General features: G+C 61.8%; 17 protein-coding genes. 9 read left to right on the top strand and 8 right to left on the bottom strand.

The window, feature by feature from the left end:
- Window positions 1-8 precede the first annotated feature (8 nt).
- The 3 genes from AB0O81_RS00615 to AB0O81_RS00605 are packed head-to-tail and all read left to right on the top strand — an operon-like array spanning window position 9 to window position 2,523.
- On the top strand, window positions 9-1,442 hold the full coding sequence (locus tag AB0O81_RS00615) for an MFS transporter (protein WP_363580191.1): 1,434 nt from the start codon (window positions 9-11) through the stop codon (window positions 1,440-1,442).
- A 56-nt stretch (window positions 1,443-1,498) separates the two neighbouring features.
- Window positions 1,499-1,837: a metalloregulator ArsR/SmtB family transcription factor gene (locus AB0O81_RS00610; RefSeq protein ID WP_363580189.1), complete on the top strand. Its 339-nt coding sequence runs from the start codon at window positions 1,499-1,501 to the stop codon at window positions 1,835-1,837.
- On the top strand, window positions 1,834-2,523 hold the full coding sequence (locus AB0O81_RS00605) for a cation transporter (protein ID WP_363580187.1): 690 nt from the start codon (window positions 1,834-1,836) through the stop codon (window positions 2,521-2,523). The genes AB0O81_RS00610 and AB0O81_RS00605 overlap by 4 nt, the downstream gene beginning before the upstream one ends.
- 33 nt (window positions 2,524-2,556) lie before the next feature.
- On the opposite strand, the gene AB0O81_RS00600 is transcribed toward AB0O81_RS00605, so the two are convergent.
- Entirely contained in the window at window positions 2,557-3,264 is a 708-nt protein-coding gene (locus AB0O81_RS00600; protein ID WP_363580185.1) for a spermidine synthase, read from the bottom strand.
- Between the two features lie 181 nt (window positions 3,265-3,445).
- Between AB0O81_RS00600 and AB0O81_RS00595 the strand changes: the two genes are divergently transcribed.
- Complete coding sequence (locus AB0O81_RS00595) at window positions 3,446-4,261, top strand: MOSC N-terminal beta barrel domain-containing protein (RefSeq protein ID WP_363580183.1); 816 nt, start codon at window positions 3,446-3,448, stop codon at window positions 4,259-4,261.
- Window positions 4,262-4,333: 72 nt separating this feature from the next.
- Window positions 4,334-4,684, top strand: coding sequence for a LysR family transcriptional regulator (locus tag AB0O81_RS00590; RefSeq protein WP_363580181.1), 351 nt, complete (start codon window positions 4,334-4,336; stop codon window positions 4,682-4,684).
- Between the two features lie 40 nt (window positions 4,685-4,724).
- Here the strand turns inward: AB0O81_RS00590 and AB0O81_RS00585 are convergent, their stop codons facing one another.
- From AB0O81_RS00585 to AB0O81_RS00570, 4 genes are all read right to left on the bottom strand, one after another.
- Complete coding sequence (locus tag AB0O81_RS00585) at window positions 4,725-5,579, bottom strand: 3-hydroxyacyl-CoA dehydrogenase (protein ID WP_363580179.1); 855 nt, start codon at window positions 5,577-5,579, stop codon at window positions 4,725-4,727.
- Between the two features lie 246 nt (window positions 5,580-5,825).
- The gene (locus AB0O81_RS00580; RefSeq protein ID WP_363580177.1) at window positions 5,826-7,487 is read right to left on the bottom strand and encodes an ABC-F family ATP-binding cassette domain-containing protein; all 1,662 of its coding nucleotides are present in this window, start codon (window positions 7,485-7,487) and stop codon (window positions 5,826-5,828) included.
- An 80-nt stretch (window positions 7,488-7,567) separates the two neighbouring features.
- The gene (locus AB0O81_RS00575; RefSeq protein WP_363580175.1) at window positions 7,568-8,644 is read right to left on the bottom strand and encodes an alkene reductase; all 1,077 of its coding nucleotides are present in this window, start codon (window positions 8,642-8,644) and stop codon (window positions 7,568-7,570) included.
- Window positions 8,645-8,908: 264 nt separating this feature from the next.
- Complete coding sequence (locus AB0O81_RS00570; protein WP_363580173.1) at window positions 8,909-9,580, bottom strand: alpha/beta hydrolase; 672 nt, start codon at window positions 9,578-9,580, stop codon at window positions 8,909-8,911.
- Between the two features lie 252 nt (window positions 9,581-9,832).
- On the opposite strand from AB0O81_RS00570, the gene AB0O81_RS00565 reads away from it, so the two are divergent.
- Together AB0O81_RS00565 and AB0O81_RS00560 are read left to right on the top strand one after the other, a co-directional pair.
- Window positions 9,833-10,285 (top strand): hypothetical protein, encoded by a 453-nt coding sequence (locus tag AB0O81_RS00565; protein WP_363580171.1) that lies wholly within the window; start codon window positions 9,833-9,835, stop codon window positions 10,283-10,285.
- Between the two features lie 79 nt (window positions 10,286-10,364).
- On the top strand, window positions 10,365-11,321 hold the full coding sequence (locus AB0O81_RS00560; RefSeq protein ID WP_363580169.1) for a class II glutamine amidotransferase: 957 nt from the start codon (window positions 10,365-10,367) through the stop codon (window positions 11,319-11,321).
- Window positions 11,322-11,429: 108 nt separating this feature from the next.
- Here the strand turns inward: AB0O81_RS00560 and ychF are convergent, their stop codons facing one another.
- The gene (ychF, locus tag AB0O81_RS00555; protein ID WP_363580167.1) at window positions 11,430-12,503 is read right to left on the bottom strand and encodes a redox-regulated ATPase YchF; all 1,074 of its coding nucleotides are present in this window, start codon (window positions 12,501-12,503) and stop codon (window positions 11,430-11,432) included.
- A gap of 110 nt (window positions 12,504-12,613) precedes the next feature.
- Between ychF and AB0O81_RS00550 the strand changes: the two genes are divergently transcribed.
- Window positions 12,614-13,216 carry an exonuclease domain-containing protein gene (locus AB0O81_RS00550; protein ID WP_363580165.1) on the top strand — a complete coding sequence of 201 codons (603 nt, stop codon included), beginning with the start codon at window positions 12,614-12,616 and terminating at the stop codon, window positions 13,214-13,216.
- 152 nt (window positions 13,217-13,368) lie between these two features.
- Window positions 13,369-14,703 (top strand): DNA recombination protein RmuC, encoded by a 1,335-nt coding sequence (locus AB0O81_RS00545; RefSeq protein WP_363580163.1) that lies wholly within the window; start codon window positions 13,369-13,371, stop codon window positions 14,701-14,703.
- Window positions 14,704-14,768: 65 nt separating this feature from the next.
- Here the strand turns inward: AB0O81_RS00545 and AB0O81_RS00540 are convergent, their stop codons facing one another.
- Window positions 14,769-14,978, bottom strand: a complete 210-nt coding sequence (locus tag AB0O81_RS00540) for a UDP-N-acetylmuramyl pentapeptide phosphotransferase (RefSeq protein ID WP_363580161.1) — start codon at window positions 14,976-14,978, stop codon at window positions 14,769-14,771.
- 107 nt (window positions 14,979-15,085) lie between these two features.
- Window positions 15,086-16,075, bottom strand: a complete 990-nt coding sequence (gene glpX, locus AB0O81_RS00535; protein ID WP_363580159.1) for a class II fructose-bisphosphatase — start codon at window positions 16,073-16,075, stop codon at window positions 15,086-15,088.
- Between the last annotated feature and the right edge of the window lie 13 nt (window positions 16,076-16,088).

The following is a 16,088-nucleotide window of genomic DNA, read 5'->3' as shown; positions in this document are numbered from 1 at the left end:
GTTGAGTGATGTCGACACCGACCAGCGCCATTCGAGTGCCCGCACGGTTTCGTGCCCGCGGGGTTGTGTCGATGACAGGCCTCGTCGTCGCCACGCTCGGAGCAACCCTGCCGCAAGCGATGACGGCGCCGGTGGTGGGTATTACGGCAGATGCTTTCGGTGTGACCACGGTGGATGCTACCTGGGCTCTCACAATCACACTGGTTGTCGCCGTGGCCACAACACCGCTCATCGGGCGGATGGGAGACGCCTACGGGGCTCGTCGGATGCTGTTGATCGTGCTGCCGATGGTGGCATCGGGCCTGTTTGTCTCGGCCATCGCTCCGACGTTCGGATGGCTCATCACCGGCCGCGCGATTCTTGGGGTCGGCGGGGGCGTTTTTCCACTGGCCATCGCCGCTGTACCGGGGCTCGTTCCAGCGCGCAGCCGTGCTGGCGCCGTAGGGCTCGTCACCGCGATGTTCGCTACCGGGATCGGTTTCGGCGTGCTGGTCTCGGGTCTACTGGTCGATCACATCGGCATCCGCGCCACCGCCTGGGCGCCCTTCGGAATCGTTGTCGCGGGCTGGATAATTCTCGCGTCTACGCTCCCCCACATTCCCCGCCGCAGCAATGTGCACGTGGAGCTGCGCGCAGCGCTGTCGCTGGCGGTCGGTGTGATCGCCGTTCTTCTCGCCTTTACCGAGGCACCCCGCTGGCCGTCGCCGTGGTGGTGGATTACCGGGCTCGCTCTCATCGCGACCGGCTCGCTCTATTACTGGTTCCTTCGCGAGCGAGTGAGCCCAGATCCGCTCATCGGCGCTCCCACACTGCGCCTGCGCGGGGTGTGGGCCACTCAGCTGACCGCATTCCTGCTCGGCGTCACCCTGCTCGGCATCTACGTACTGATTCCGGCGTTCGCAGAGTCACCCGGCGACGACGAGGTTGGACTCTCCGCGTCGGTGACGCTCGCCGCGTTGCTGCTGTTGCCCGCGACCGTCGCGATGCTCGTGGTCGGGCCACTATCTGGAGTGCTTCGTCGTTGGATTGGCACCCGTGCGCCCGTTATTCTGGGCGCCGCTACCGCCGCAGCGGGAGCGCTCGTGATGATTATCGCGCCCCGGGAGCTCGCTACTTTGCTCGTGGGAACAATCCTGCTCGGCGCGGGGATCGCCGCAGCATCCGCTGGCCTGGTAAACGTGCTGATCGATCACGTCGATGAGCAGCACGTCGGCGCCGCCACAGGCCTGACTGTCGTGGCCCGTCAACTCGGCGGGGCGGTCGGAGCCTCGATGATCGCGGGGCTGATAGCCATTCAGCCCTCTGAACCGGATGGCGATGTGTATGGAGCGGCGTTCGCCGCCGTCACCGTGGTCACGGTACTCGCCCTTCTTTCGACGCTGCTGATTCCTGCGGGAACATCTTCAACGCTTCGGCGGGTGCGCCATCGAATCTCACGCTGAAAAGGGCTCCACGCTACAGAGATTGCTTAATTCATGATTTGCTGTACTCTCAGATGGTGCCCGCCACCATCGCTTCTGTGACTCATACCGCCGCTCTCGCGCGGCTTGGATACGCGCTTTCTGATCCGACCCGTGTGGGCATTCTGCTCGCGCTTCGCACAGGCTCGGCGTACCCTTCCGACCTTGCCGACTCGCTCGATGTGTCGCGCCAAGTGATGTCGAATCAACTGGCATGTTTGCGCGGGTGCGGCCTCGTGAGCGCTACGCCGGACGGTCGACGCACGCAATACCGTCTCGCAGACACTCATCTTGCACCAGCACTCAACGAGCTGCTGCAAGTCGTGTTGTACGTCGAACCGCAGTGTTGCTCAGCTAACGTCTGCAACTGCTCATGACCGCGTCCGCCGGAACGCTCTCGGATGGGCGCAAGGTCGCACTACAGCGACGAATCCGTTGGATCGTCTCGGCGACCATCGCCTACAACCTCATCGAAGCGGTCATTGCATTGACGGCTGGCAATCTTGCGAACTCGGCCGCTCTCGTGGCGTTCGGACTCGACTCCACCATCGAGGTGCTGTCGGCCGCGGCGGTGGCATGGCAATTCACGCGCCGCGAACCAGAGCGATGGGAGAAGGGGACGCTGCGAGTCATCGCCGTCGCTTTCTTTGCACTCGCCGCGTACGTGACCGCAAGTTCTCTGTTCGCGCTGATCACACAAGTTGACGTTGAACACAGCTCTATCGGCATTGCTATCGCTGCGCTCAGCGTCGTGATCATGCCGTTCCTCTCGTTTGCCGAACGTCGCGCCGGTCGCGAGCTGGGGTCGGCGAGCGCTGTTGCCGACTCGAAGCAGACGCTGATCTGCACATATCTGTCGGCCGCGGTGCTCGCCGGGCTGTTGTTGAACTCGCTCTTTGGTTGGTGGTGGGCCGATGCCGTGGCCGGTCTCGTGATCGCGGCCTTCGCGTTGCGCGAAGGCATCGAGGCTTGGCGCGGAGACGCATGCGCAACGTCAGTGGGAATGCTGCTTGAAGACGACCACGGCGATGACGAAGATGGCCACGACCACGACCAACACTGAGCCGTGCGCGGTAGCGCGGACGGCCTCACCGACCTAGCTGTGACTTCTTCCCACGTACACAGTGTTGGATGAGGTACCTTCTGTCACCGGGTTCGCGAAGTCAATCACGTGCGCAGCTGTGTCATCGAAGACCTGATCAAGCTGAACCATGAAGTCTGGGTCTGGCGGGTCGTCTGACCAGAGCGCGAATACGCCTTTCGATGCAAGATGCCGGGCGAGTGCACGCAGACCATCTGCCTGGTAGAGGTCAGCGTGCGTCGCATCGAGTTGATGGCGCGGTGAGTGATCGACATCGAGCAAGATCGCATCCCACATCCTCAGGTCGTCACGCGGCGCGTTGCGCATCACCTCGAAGAAGTCATCACAGACCAGCGTGGTGCGCGAATCATCCACGAGCTCCGCCGAAACCGGCAGCAGCTTGCGCTCGTGCCAGCCGATCACGGTATCGAGGCGGTCGATCACGGCGAGCGCCCCGACCCTGCTGTCACGCAATGCCGCTACTGCGGTGTAGCCAAGACCAAGCCCGCCGACCAGCACGTTGAGATCCTCGCCATCAGCGAGGGCAAGTCCGAGATCAGCGAGCGCGATCTCGGCGACCGTGAACAGACTCGACATCAAATACTCTTCGCCGAGCTTCACCTCGTAGATCTCGTGGCCCGCGGCTGGCTCCCATCGACGCCGCAGCGTGAGGTCTCCCATCGGCGTCGACTGCCAGTCAAGCTCTTCGAAGCGAGTGATCACTAGATTCCTTTTTGAACGAGGCGCGCCCTCAAACGCAGCACTACTTCGCCTCCGGCAGCGCGATCGCGACGTCACGAACGCTCTAATCTGAGCGAACCGCTGTGGTGAGAACAAGAGACGCGCGGTGCCGACACTAGCGCACAAGCACGCCCGCGAGACATCGCTGCGGTAGCGTGCACTCGTGAAGGTAACCAGACTGCGCGTATATCCCGTGAAGTCATTGGCGGGTCTCGATGTCGATACTGCCGAAGTACACCCCTGGGGTCTTGAGGGAGATCGCCGGTGGGCAGTTGTCGCCCCTGATGGAAGCCCCGTGACCGCGCGAGAAGCAAACCAATTGCTTTCGCTACGCGCGACAACGCTCGAGAATGGTGGATTGCGTATAGATAGCGCCACCGACTCGATGCACATCGACGTACCATTCCACGCTGAGTCAGTCGCGGTCGGCCATGCCGGCCAGGGCACGGCATTACCAGCTGACGCTGCTGCCAATGCATGGTTGAGCGCGCAGCTTGCTCGGCCGGTCCGGTTGGTGTGGCAATCTGATCCGAAGCGACGCGCGGTTGATCCAACCGAGGGCGGGCTCGCGGGCGATCACGTCTCGCTCGCCGACGTCGCTCCCTTGTTGCTCACCAGCGAATCGTCATTGACACAGCTCGATGAGTGGACCGACGCCGAGACCGCTCCGCTCGACATGGTGCGCTTTCGACCAAATATCGTTGTTGATGGCGACCCAGCGACACCGTTCGCCGAGGACTCGTGGTCACGCATCCAACTCGGTGACGTGCGTCTTCGAGTGTTAGGGCCGTGTGATCGGTGTGTCATGACGTCGATCAACCCGTCAACTCTCGAGCGCGGCAAAGAGCCGATCCGCACTCTCGCCAAGCACCGCCGTTGGGATGGCAAGATCTGGTTCGGGATCTGGCTCGTCCCCGACCTGAGCGAGTCTGCTGGGTCTGCGATGATTGCCCTGAACGACGCGTGCACCGCCCAATGAGGCACACGGCACACCACGGGCTGACTTGTGGGCTCACCGGTTAGCCATTTCACCCAATATGAGAGCTGATCTGTGAATCCCACTCATCTCACACGTTTCCTCACGATCGTCGATCACGATCTGCACGTTCCGCGCGCGGCAGCGGCTCTCGACATTCCGCTCGCGTCGCTTTACACGACAATCGATAAGCTCGAAGCCGAAACCGGGCAACCGCTGTTCACACGAGCGAAGAATGGCTGGACGCTGACGCCCGCCGGCGCGCTACTGCGCGAAGATGCCCCACGGCTGATCGCAGAAGCACCAGCGCCACCTGACAAGCCCAAGGTCCCTGCCGGAGGCAAGGCCAAGGCATCGAAGGGAAAGGGGCGTGCGCCCTCTGTGAAGGGACAGCCGAAGCCGTTCAAGAAACGCCAAGGGCGCTGATCCCACCGCGGAATGAGCGCCCCTGACGTCGAATGATGACTCAGTACTTGTAGAACCCCTCGCCGCTGGCGACTCCGAACTTGCCCTTGTCGAGAAATTCGGTCTTCAGAATCTCGGCGAACTTGATGCTGCTGGGGTTATCGCTCGCCGATGACACGTTGTAGGCCGTGCGCAAGCCGATGACGTCATACATCTGGAACGGACCCGACTGAGCGCCCGTTCCCTTGCGCCACGTGTGATCGATCGTTTCGACATCCGCAACACCGTTGACGTACAACGCGCTCGCCGCGGTGAGTAGCGGAACCAACAGCGAGTTGAGAACGTAGCCCGGCTGTTCCTTCTTGACAAGGATCGGATCCATGCCGGTCTCTTCTGCGTAGGCGACGACCGCGTCGTATGATTCTTTCGACGTGCGCTCCGTGCCCATGACCTCAGCGACGTTCTGCACCCAGATGTTGTTGGCGAAGTGCAACGCCAGGAAACGGTCCGGGCGTCCCGCCTCGGCGGCATACTGGCTGGGCACCATTGTCGAGGAGTTGGTGGCAAAAATTGTCTTCTCGGGCGCGACCTTCGCGAGGTCGCTGAAGACCTTCTTCTTGAGATCAAGAATCTCAGGAACGGCTTCGATGACGAGATCTGCATCGACAACTGCATCGGCGAGGTCGGAAGATAGCGAAATCGATTCCGCCGCTTTGGCAGCGTGACCTTCTTCGGCATCGGGCATTGCCTCGATGTATACCGAGACCAGCTTGTTGAAACGCTCTCGCGCTGCCTCAAGTGCTTCGTCGTTGATGTCGTACACGGTCGCGCTCTTGCCGTGGAATGCTGCTTGATATGCGATCTGGGCGCCCAAAACGCCGCCGCCCAAAACAGTGACGTTGTTCAGTGTGTTCATTGATGTATTCCCTTCGACGTGCCAGCGCAAAAACGCATGACAATAGTGCCGGTGGCAGATGCCATCGGAAACATCGAGGATGAGAATCCCACTCGTCCTCTGAGCCGCAGAGCTTCGGTGAGACATCGAAGCTGGTGCGCGCAGAACCATGGAATGCATAGTGTGCATCTCTTTGATCGCTACATTCTCAGGCTATACCCGACCAGATTCTGGGCTGCCCTCAGGGGAAGAGTTTCGCCATGAGCGTCATCGTTCGGTGACAGTGCCCGCGTCAACCCGCCAATGACGATCAGTCTTCACTGTGGCGAGCATTCGGCGATCATGCGTGACAAGCAACAGCGTGCCGTCATAGGAGTCGAGCGCCTGCTCCAGTTGCTCAATCGCTGGCAGGTCGAGGTGGTTTGTCGGCTCATCGAGCACGAGCACGTTGACACCGCGAGCCTGCAGCAACGCGAGCCCCGCGCGAGTGCGCTCACCCGGCGAAAGGGCCTCGACGGCGCGATTCACGTGATCGGCTTTGAGCCCGAACTTGGCTAGCAAGGTGCGCACTTCGCCCGACGACATCTCGGGAGCGAGAGCTTCGAACACGGCCGTGAGCGCCTGCGAGCCCGCAAGCATCGAACGCGCTTGATCGATCTGGCCGATCTGCACATTAGCACCCAGGCTCGCAGTGCCCTCATCGGGGGCTTGAGTGCCCAGCAGGGCGCGCAACAGGGTCGATTTGCCGGCACCGTTCGGGCCCGTGATGCCAATGCGCTCGCCGGCGTTGACCTGAAGTGACACGGGTCCGAGCATGAAATCGCCTTGGCGAAACACCGCTTCGTTCAGCGTCGTGACAACTGCACTTGAACGTGGCGCGGAACCAATCGTGAATTCAAGCTGCCACTCTTTGCGCGGCTCTTCGACTTCTTCGAGGCGGGCTATGCGGCTCTCCATCTGGCGAACTTTCTGTGCTTGCTTTTCGCTCGATTCCGTCGCTGCCTTGCGTCTGATTTTGTCGTTGTCGGGCGACTTCTTGATCGCGTTGCGCACACCTTGGCTCGACCACTCGCGTTGAGTGCGTGCCCGCCCCACCAGATCTGATTTCTTCTCAGCGAACTCGTCGTACTTCTCTCTCGATTGACGTCGCAACGTGGCGCGCTCTTCGATGTAGGAGTCGTAGCCGCCGCCGAATACACGGTTGGCGTTCTGCGCGAGATCTAGTTCCAGTACCCGTGTCACGCAGCGCGCAAGAAACTCGCGGTCATGACTGACAAGCACCACGCCGCCGCGCAGCCCTCGCACGAATGCTTCAAGTCGCTCTAGCCCGTCAAGATCGAGGTCATTGGTGGGCTCATCGAGCAGCACGATATCGAAGCGACTCAGCAACAGCGCCGCCAGCCCGACGCGAGCAGTTTGGCCGCCCGAAAGCGAGGTCATCATTGTCTGCTCTGGTGCGTCGCCGAGATCAAGGCCAAGTTCTGCGAGCACAACCGGTAAACGCTCGTCGAGATCAGCCGCGCCGCTCGCAAGCCAACGGTCGAGGGCGAGCGAGTAGACATCGGCGGGGTCGGTGCCCGGGGCAGCCAGCGACTCGTCGCCGAGCGCGGCGGCGGCAGCATCCATTTCTCTCGAGGCTTCAGCACAACCCGTGCGACGCGCGACGTACTCTGCGACGCTTTCGCCCGCGACACGCTCATGTTCTTGGGGTAACCAGCCTACGAACGCATCAGCAGGTGCGAGCGAGATCGAGCCCGCCTGCGGTGCGTCAACGCCTGCGAGCAACCGTAACAGCGTCGACTTGCCTGCACCGTTGGCACCCACAACTCCGACGACATCGCCCGGGGCAACAGTCAATTCGAGGGAATCGAACAGCGTGCGATGGCCGTGGCCACCGGCGAGGCCTCGAGCGACAAGTGTTGCGGTCATTGATTGATCATTTCACCCGACGGCGACCCACGATGACCGCCGCGGCGCACAACGCACCGCGGCGGCAAAGCCGTGCAAAATCAGGCGGCAGGCAGACTTGGGTAGTCCGTGTATCCCTCAGCGCCGGGTGCATAGAACGTAGTTGGATCGGGCTCGTTCTCGGGATGACCACCCTGCCAACGTGCCACCAGGTCGGGGTTCGCGATCGAGGCGCGGCCCACCGCAACCGCATCAGCTTCGCGACGCTCGATGAGGCCGTTCGCTTCTTCTTTGGTGGTGAGTTTTCCAAAACCGCTGTTCGCAATGAACACACCTTCGAAACGGGCGCGCAGCGCCTGAACGAAGGCCCCTGCAGGCTCTGCGTGCAACAGGCTCAGGTAGGCGAGCCCCAGCGGTGCGAGGCCCTCCATAAGTGCTCCGTACGTGGCGCGCACATCGTCATCGTCGGTCTCAAGCACGCCCTGGATATTGTGCGCCGGTGAGATACGAATGCCGACGCGCCCGGCTCCGACCGCCTCGGCGACCGCCGTCGCGACCTCGATGACGAATTTCGCCCGCGCCTCAGGGGAGCCTCCGTAGGCGTCCGTGCGGCGATTCGAGGCGGGTGACAGAAACTGGTGCAGCAGGTAGCCGTTCGCGCTGTGGAGCTCGACACCATCCATCCCCGCGCGGATCGCACGCGTAGCCGCGGCCACGAATTCTTCGCGCACCTGCGCAAGCTCGTCGGTGGTGAGCGCGTGCGGCACCGGGAACGGCTTCTTGCCGTCGGGAGTGCGAACTTCACCGTCGATCGCGATTGCGCTCGCAGAAACGATGCGGTCGGTGCCGGTGATGTCGGTGTGCGACACACGTCCGCTATGCATGAGCTGCATCACGATGAGACCATCCTGCGCATGCACCGCATCGGCGACTGCGCGCCAACCCTCCACTTGCTCGTCGGTGACGATGCCGGGCTGCCCCATGTATGCGCGTGACTCTGCGCTCGGAAAAACACCCTCGCTGATGATCATGCCGTGGCTCGCCCGCTGGGCGTAGTGCTCAGCGACGATTGTGCCCGGTACTGCGTCCATTCCCGAGCGCAAACGCGTCAATGGCGCCATAACAACGCGGTTTGCAAGATCAAGGTCACCGACTGTGAGCGGGGAAAACAGATCCACAGAGGAGGTCCTTTCAGCGAAAATCGGCACCGTGAGGTGCGGGCCGACACGATGGGGAACAACTGGCGATCGCGGGCTATTCCTTGAGATGGATGCTGCACCGTGCATTTTCGTCCATCGCTCGCCGCCGAAGCTGAACAGGACCCAGCGAACGAAGACCCACCAGCTAGTGCGGGGCCCGATCGTTGGTGGCCAGGTGGCGACGAGCTCGAGAACCCGCCGGGTACCGCAGCCGACAGCTCCGACGGAAATGCGCCGTTCTGATCAGTCCCAGTCCAGGTAGTCCTCGATCGCCCACGATGTCGCACCGATGTGCGTTGCCGGGAACATGTGGTTGCCACCTTCAACCGGCACAACGCTCACGCGGTCGGAAGCAGAGATCTGCAATTCCTCGCCGTTTGCCGGGGGGGTCAACTCATCGTCAACACCTTGAATGATCAGCACCGGCAGGCCTTCTGCAAGCGGAACCGGACCGCCCGCTACTTCACGTGCCGCGCTCTGCATAGCCACAACGTCAGGGTCGTGCATGCGCGCCGGGATTCCGGGGAAGTCAAGAGAGCTTGCCGCCTGGTCAGCGGACTCCACGCCCATCAGCAGCACCCCGTTCACACGGTCATGGTGATCGGCAGCTACCGAACGGGCTACTGAGCCGCCGAACGCGTGCCCACCGACCCAGGCGTTCTCGACTGATAGGTGATCCATGACGTCGATGATGTCTTGTGCCAGGTCAGACATCGTCACCACGGCATCCTGTGAGGGCCGACGCGAACCGACGCGGATCATGCAGAAGTCTTCTTCGGCGACCGAGTGCGCCAGGGTCCCCAGATACGAGATGTTCAGGCCTTGGCCTGCAATCAATACAACAGCGGGTCCGTTGCCTTCGACGGCGTACGGAATCGCCCGCCCCTCAGGTTCGAACGTCTGAGTTTCAGTCACAGCGCGGAGTCCTCTCGAAAGCAGGTGTGTGCCGATCGACCACGGCTAGGGGTGAAGATCTCGACCAGATCTGATTCGCCGATATTCTCTCACAGCGCTCTAGCCAGCCCCGGTGCGCCCCGTCAGTCTTCGTCAGCCACTCTCGAGAGCCGCTGCGAAAAGTAGACGGGAATGAGCGAAAGCCGGGTATAGCGCTCGACGTGGTTCTTGGCTGAACGAGACGTTCGAGCTCGGCTGATAGTGTCGGCGCCCATGAGACGCCGGATCTTCTTTGTTCCCACGATCATCCTGACTACCCTGCTGCTGGCGTCGTGTGCTGGTAACACGGACACTGCCCAGAACGCGGCCACCTCAGAAGCAACAAGCACCAGCGATGAGACGTCAGAAGCTGCTGAGTTGCAGGAATTTCCCGATGTTGTCGATGCCGCGCTCACCGCGAGCGGTGACGAGTTCACTGTCGCGGTCACGATCTCGTCGCCGTATGACACGCCGCAACGCTACGCGGATGGTTGGCGGGTGCTCTCCCCCGATGGCGATGTGCTCGCGGAGCACCAACTGGGGCATGATCATGCGAATGAACAGCCGTTCACCCGCACCGGTGGCACGTTTGCGATTCCCGAGAACGTCGACGAGGTGACCGTCGAGGGGCGAGACCAAGACAACGGCTATGGCGGTGCGACCGTGACAGTCGAGGTTCCGCGCTGACGCGAACACCCGCTCACCGCGACCAGCACCGGCTCCGAGCAACGGGGGTAGGGTGGCGGCAGCCCAACGAAGGAGACGTATGTGCCGCGTGCTCGCCTACCTCGGTCCTGAGACACCACTGGAGAACCTCCTCCTCAGGCCACAGAACAGCCTGATCAACCAGGCACTCGACCCCGAACGGCACCCCGAGCTCCAGTTGGCCGGATGGGGATTCGGGATCTGGGGCGAGCACCTGCTGAAGCCCGAAGAACCCTTCATCTACCGCCGACCTATGGCGGCCTTTTACGACGACAACGCCAGCCGGATCATCCCCAGCCTTCAAGCCAGCACGATGCTGGCGCATGTGCGAGCGGCGGCGTACGACTCGAAGGTCGTGATGGCCGACGAGAACTGCCACCCGTTCTCCTTCGAGGAGACCCCGTGGATCGTCGCCCAGAATGGCTACCTGCCCAACTGGCAGCGCCTGCAGCGCGAGCTGCTGCAACACTGCGAGGATCGATATCTCACACAGTTGCGCGGGAACACCGACACCGAGTTCATCTACGTGCTACTTCTCTCGCTGCTCGAAGGTGACAGCAACGAGGACGTCCAACGAGCGATCGAGAAGCTCATCGAACTGATCGCCCAGGCTATGAAGGACCTCGACCTCGGGGCTCTGACCAAGCTGAAGATGGCCCTCGTGTCGAACGGCCGCATCATCGGTGTCAACGTCGGCCTCGGTCACCATGGTGAGACCAACCCGGCCGGCGACTGGAAGGAGCTGCGAAAGTCAGCCCCCGACAGTGACGACTTCGCGCTCTCGATGCTCCTCGAACCGATGTACCTACTGATGGGGCGCAACTTCGACCACGACGCAACGACCTACGACTTTGAGGAGTGCGGCGAGGATGACGCGACCGGTGTCATCCTCGCGTCCGAGCCCTTGACCGAGGGCGACGATTGGTCACAGCTCGAGTTCGGCGAGATCGTCTTCCTCGAAAAAGACGGTGAGCGCATCACTAGAACCGTCAACACACTGAAGGTCTCAGCGCGCTAGGTGTTCTTCTCACGGAGGTTGTGAGCAACCTGGCGTGCTGGAACAGGTGAGGAACCCGCACGCGGCAACCGTCGAGCATCTCTGCGGTGGACCGCAGTATGTGTCGAATCAGTTGTTGAAGCGGAACTCCACCACGTCGCCATCCTGCATGACGTACTCCTTGCCTTCGAGACGCGCTTTGCCCTTTGAACGAGCGTCAAGCACCGAGCCGGTCTCCACGAGGTCGTCGAACGAGATGACCTCTGCCTTGATGAAGCCCTTCTCGAAATCCGTGTGAATCACGCCAGCTGCCTGGGGAGCCTTCGATCCCTTTGGAATCGTCCATGCACGCGCTTCTTTCGGACCGGCGGTGAGATAGGTCTGCAGACCGAGTGTGTCGAAACCGATGCGCGCGAGCTGGTCGAGACCCGACTCGTCCTGACCCGTCGAAGACAGCAGCTCTGCAGCATCCTCAGGGTCAAGATCGATGAGCTCGGACTCGATTTTTGCGTCCAAGAAGACCGCTTGCGCCGGAGCGACAAGAGCCGCGAGCTCCGCCTTGCGACCATCATCCGTAAGCACTGCTTCGTCGACGTTGAACACGAAGATGAACGGCTTGGACGTGAGCAAGCCGAGTTCTTTGATCGGATCCAGATCGATTGTGGATGCTGACAGCAACTCGCCGCGCTCGAGAGCATCTTTCACCTCGAGGGCTGTCGCAAGAACGGAGGGATCAAGCTTCTTGCCCTTGACCTCTTTCTCGTAGCGGGTGATTGCCTTTTCGACGGTTTCGAGATCGGCGAGCTGGAGCTCGGCGTTGATCGTTTCCATGTCGTTCTTGGGGTTGACCGAACCCTCGACGTGGACAACATCGTCGTCGGCGAACCCGCGCACAACCTGAGCGATAGCGTCGGCTTCACGAATGTTGGCCAAGAACTTATTGCCCAGGCCTTCGCCCTCACTTGCACCGCGCACGATGCCGGCAATGTCGACGAACGACACTGCCGCAGGCAGAATACGCTCGCTACCAAAGATCTCAGCGAGTGTGTTCAAGCGCGGGTCTGGAAGATTCACGACACCGATATTCGGTTCGATCGTGGCGAACGGGTAATTCGCTGCGAGAACAGAATTCTTCGTCAGTGCGTTGAAGAGGGTGGACTTGCCGACGTTGGGCAGGCCGACGATGCCGATAGTAAGAGCCACGGGAGATCAGTCTACGCGGCGCACTCCCCGCTCATCGACGCGCAATTTCAGTCTGAGACGGCCCGGCGCGCCTGACCGTGGGGCACTGCTGCTCGGGCGAAGGTAATTAGGTGCCCCTGGATTTCACCGCAATCGACTTTGAGACGGCGAACTCCTCGAATGCCTCGGCCTGCGCCGTGGGACTCGTACGGGTGCGCGATGGCATTGTCGTGGAGCAGACAGGCTGGTTGATTCAGCCGCCTCCCGGGCACGACGAATTTTTCGAGCTGAACACCCGCATTCACGGAATATGCGCCAACGACGTCGTGGATGCGGCGAGCTGGACGTCGCAGCTCAGCGCGCTCGTTGACTTCGTCGGTGACGACGTCATCGTCGCGCACAACGCAGGCTTCGATATGGCCGTGCTCAAGCGCGCGTGCGCCGCCACCGAAGATGACCTGCCTGCCTACCGTTACGTATGCAGCCTGCAAGTCGCGCGAAAAGTCTACGAACTGGATTCATACCGGTTGCCTTTTGTCGCCGCGGAAGCGGGTTTTGCCGAGTTCGCGCACCACAACGCCACCGCCGATGCGCTTGCTTGCGCTCACGTCATGATCGACGCGGCTCGACGCCAAAATGCCGACAGTATCGAGTTGCTGGCTGAAGCTACCGCGGTGAAGGTTTCGCAGATCACCGTTGCCGCAGCTCCTCCGAAGACAGTTTTCGCCACGTAGGCCGAGCACAGTCATGTTGCGCGGGTCGCATGTTGGGGCGGGCCCTGTATGGGGGCGGGTCCTGTGTTGGGGCGGGTCGCGTTGCGCGGCAAAACCAGTCGGCCCCGGCCAGCCGCGCCTTTGATGTCTGAGGCCAGCACCACTATGAGGGCATGGACACAATCGCTGTACTGCTGATCACCGTCGTGATGCTCGCTCTCGGCGCGGCGATCGGCCTCTGGATTGGCAACATGCGCGCGTCTGCACGCGCGGCGACTGTGAACGCAGACCTGCACGCACGGGTCGCAACTGCTGAGGCCGCGAGGAATGGCGCGCAGGCGCAATTAGAGCAGCAACAGCAGCTTTACCGAGAGCTGTCATTGCAGACCCGCCAAGATCAAGTTGCCCGCGAAGAGCGCGAGCGTCGAGACCAGACAGTGCTGCGCGCCCTCGCTCCCGTTCAAGAAACCCTCACGGCGATGCAGGGCAAAGTAAATGACCTCGAACGAGACCGGCAGGAGCAGTTCGGCACACTCGCCGAGCAGCTGCGACGTGCGCACGAGTCTGATGAAGCACTGCGCGCCACCACCGAATCGCTCGCGAGCGCGCTGCGCTCCGGCAGCACTCGCGGAGTGTGGGGTGAGACCCAGTTGCGTCGAGTCGTAGAGGCGGCGGGACTCACCCGCTACGTCGACTTCGATCTGCAGACATCGATCTCGTCAGACGCCGGCGTTGGGCGCCCCGACATGATCATCCGACTCCCCGGTGGCAAGGCCATCGCGGTCGACGCGAAAGTGCCGCTGGATGCGTACATCGAGGCGAGCGCTATCGCACTCACCGCCCAAGGTGCCGAAGGTGCTCAGCGCAAGGCATTGCTTGAAAAGCACGTCAAAGCTGTGCGCAGTCACGTTGACGCGCTTGCGAAGAAGGCCTACTGGGCAGGGCTGGAGTCGAGCCCAGAGTTCGTTATCTGCTTCATTCCGAGCGAGTCACTGCTGGCAGCCGCACTCGAAGAAGACCCGTCGCTGCTTGACTACTCGTTCAGCAAACGGGTCGCGCTTGCCTCACCCGTCAACCTCTGGGCTGTGCTCAAGACCGTCGCATACACGTGGACGCAGCAAGACGTATCCCAAGAAGCCCGAGTGCTGTTCGATCTGGGCAATCAGCTCTACGAACGTCTGGGATCTCTCGCCACGCACGCCGACGACCTGCGCCGCGCGATCGAGCGGACGGTCACGAGCTACAACAGCTTCGCTGGCTCACTCGAGAAGCGCGTGCTGGTGACAGCACGCAAGTTTCCCGGCATCGATCAGACCAAGCTTGATTCCGTGGCGGCGCCGCAAACGATCGAGGCTACTCCCCGTCAGATGACCCAGCCGGAGTTGCTGGATGGACTGAACGAAGAGCACCTTGCCGATTCACGCTCAGGGGTGACCGCCGAACTCGGCGATATTCGCGCGCGTCTGTCGCCAACCAACGAGGCAGAACGGATCTCTGGCACGCCCTAGAACACGTTCTGACCCGACGCGGGCTAGAGGGTTACACGGCGAGGGCAGCGGAGCGAAAAAACCGGCTACGCGCCGCCGGGCACAAAGCTCATCACGATGATGACGACGGCTGAGACGCCAACGAATGCACCGATCATCCACCATGCGCTAATTTCGTGGCCTTCTTCGCGGCGAACGCGAAGAAGCACATCAGGTCGACGTGCGGGGTCTGCGGCACTCGCGATGACAGCCTGCGCGCCCGTTTGGGGTGCAGGACCACCAGTAGGTGTAGACATCGACAAACCCCCTCGAATCACGACAGATCAGCGACGCATCGTCGTTGCCGCCTCTGCGATTCTGCCAGAGTTGCCGCGTTGATGACGGATCGAACCGCGACTTACGCCTAAAGCCACTTCGAGGTGAGGTGCTCCGACGAGATACGGCGAAGGGTTCCTGACGCTCCACGAAGTACGACAGATTCGGTGTAAACGTACCCTCCGTCGCGTCGAACACCTGCCACAAGCTGGCCGTCCGTCACACCTGTCGCGACGAAGATCGTGTTGCTTCCGCGCACCAGATCGTCGGCTTCGTACACGTGATCGTCGAGCTTGAGGCCGGAGTCGATACCGCGCTGCTTCTCGTCATCATCACGTGCCCACAGGCGACCCTGAATATGACCGCCCAGAGACTTGATCGCGCACGCGGTGACGATTCCTTCTGGGCTGCCGCCGATGCCCACACACATATCAGTACGCGCATTGTGACGCGCCGCGTTGATGCCGCCAGCAACATCGCCGTCGCTCATCAGTCGCGTTCCCGCGCCAGCTTCACGGATTTCTTCGATCAGCTGTTCGTGACGCGGACGGTGCAGCACCGACACGACGAGTTCATCGACCGGCTTTCCGAGCGCCTTCGCCAGCAAACGGATGTTTTCACCGATGGGCAGGCGAATGTCTACGACGCCTACCCCGGCCGGACCGGTAACAAGCTTGTCCATGTAGAACACGCTTGACGCATCGAGCATCGTGCCGTGGTCAGACACCGCGATGACCGACAGGGCGTTGTTGCGGCCCGCGGCAGTCAGCGAGGTGCCGTCGATCGGGTCAACCGCCACGTCACAGCGAGGACCGCGGCCATTGCCGACTCGTTCGCCGTTGAACAGCATCGGCGCTTCGTCTTTCTCGCCCTCGCCGATCACGATCGTGCCGTCGAAGTTGACGGTGGTGAAGAACGCGCGCATCGCGTCGACGGCAGCTCCGTCAGCATCTTCTTTTCGCCCCCGACCGATGAAAGGGACCGCTCGAATCGAGGCAGCTTCGGTGGCACGAACAAGTTCAAGTGCCAGATTTCGGTCGGGATGCAGCGGACTCATATCCGCAGTAAGACTCACCATGTTCCTCAGCATA

The organism is Microbacterium sp. NPDC076911 (assembly GCF_040687125.1).
Taxonomy (GTDB): Bacteria; Actinomycetota; Actinomycetes; order Actinomycetales; family Microbacteriaceae; genus Microbacterium.
The sequence above is the reverse complement of the archived record's forward strand: the minus strand, read 5'-3'. Positions and strand labels throughout refer to the sequence as shown.

Coding starts and splice junctions, on each gene's coding strand:
- AB0O81_RS00560 (WP_363580169.1), top strand. CDS start 10,365: ATGTGCCGCGTGCTCGCCTACCTCGGTCCTGAGACACCACTGGAGAAC.
- AB0O81_RS00585 (WP_363580179.1), bottom strand. CDS start 5,579: ATGAACACACTGAACAACGTCACTGTTTTGGGCGGCGGCGTTTTGGGC.
- AB0O81_RS00580 (WP_363580177.1), bottom strand. CDS start 7,487: ATGACCGCAACACTTGTCGCTCGAGGCCTCGCCGGTGGCCACGGCCAT.
- AB0O81_RS00545 (WP_363580163.1), top strand. CDS start 13,369: ATGGACACAATCGCTGTACTGCTGATCACCGTCGTGATGCTCGCTCTC.
- AB0O81_RS00565 (WP_363580171.1), top strand. CDS start 9,833: ATGAGACGCCGGATCTTCTTTGTTCCCACGATCATCCTGACTACCCTG.
- AB0O81_RS00605 (WP_363580187.1), top strand. CDS start 1,834: ATGACCGCGTCCGCCGGAACGCTCTCGGATGGGCGCAAGGTCGCACTA.
- AB0O81_RS00540 (WP_363580161.1), bottom strand. CDS start 14,978: ATGTCTACACCTACTGGTGGTCCTGCACCCCAAACGGGCGCGCAGGCT.
- glpX (WP_363580159.1), bottom strand. CDS start 16,075: ATGGTGAGTCTTACTGCGGATATGAGTCCGCTGCATCCCGACCGAAAT.
- AB0O81_RS00615 (WP_363580191.1), top strand. CDS start 9: ATGTCGACACCGACCAGCGCCATTCGAGTGCCCGCACGGTTTCGTGCC.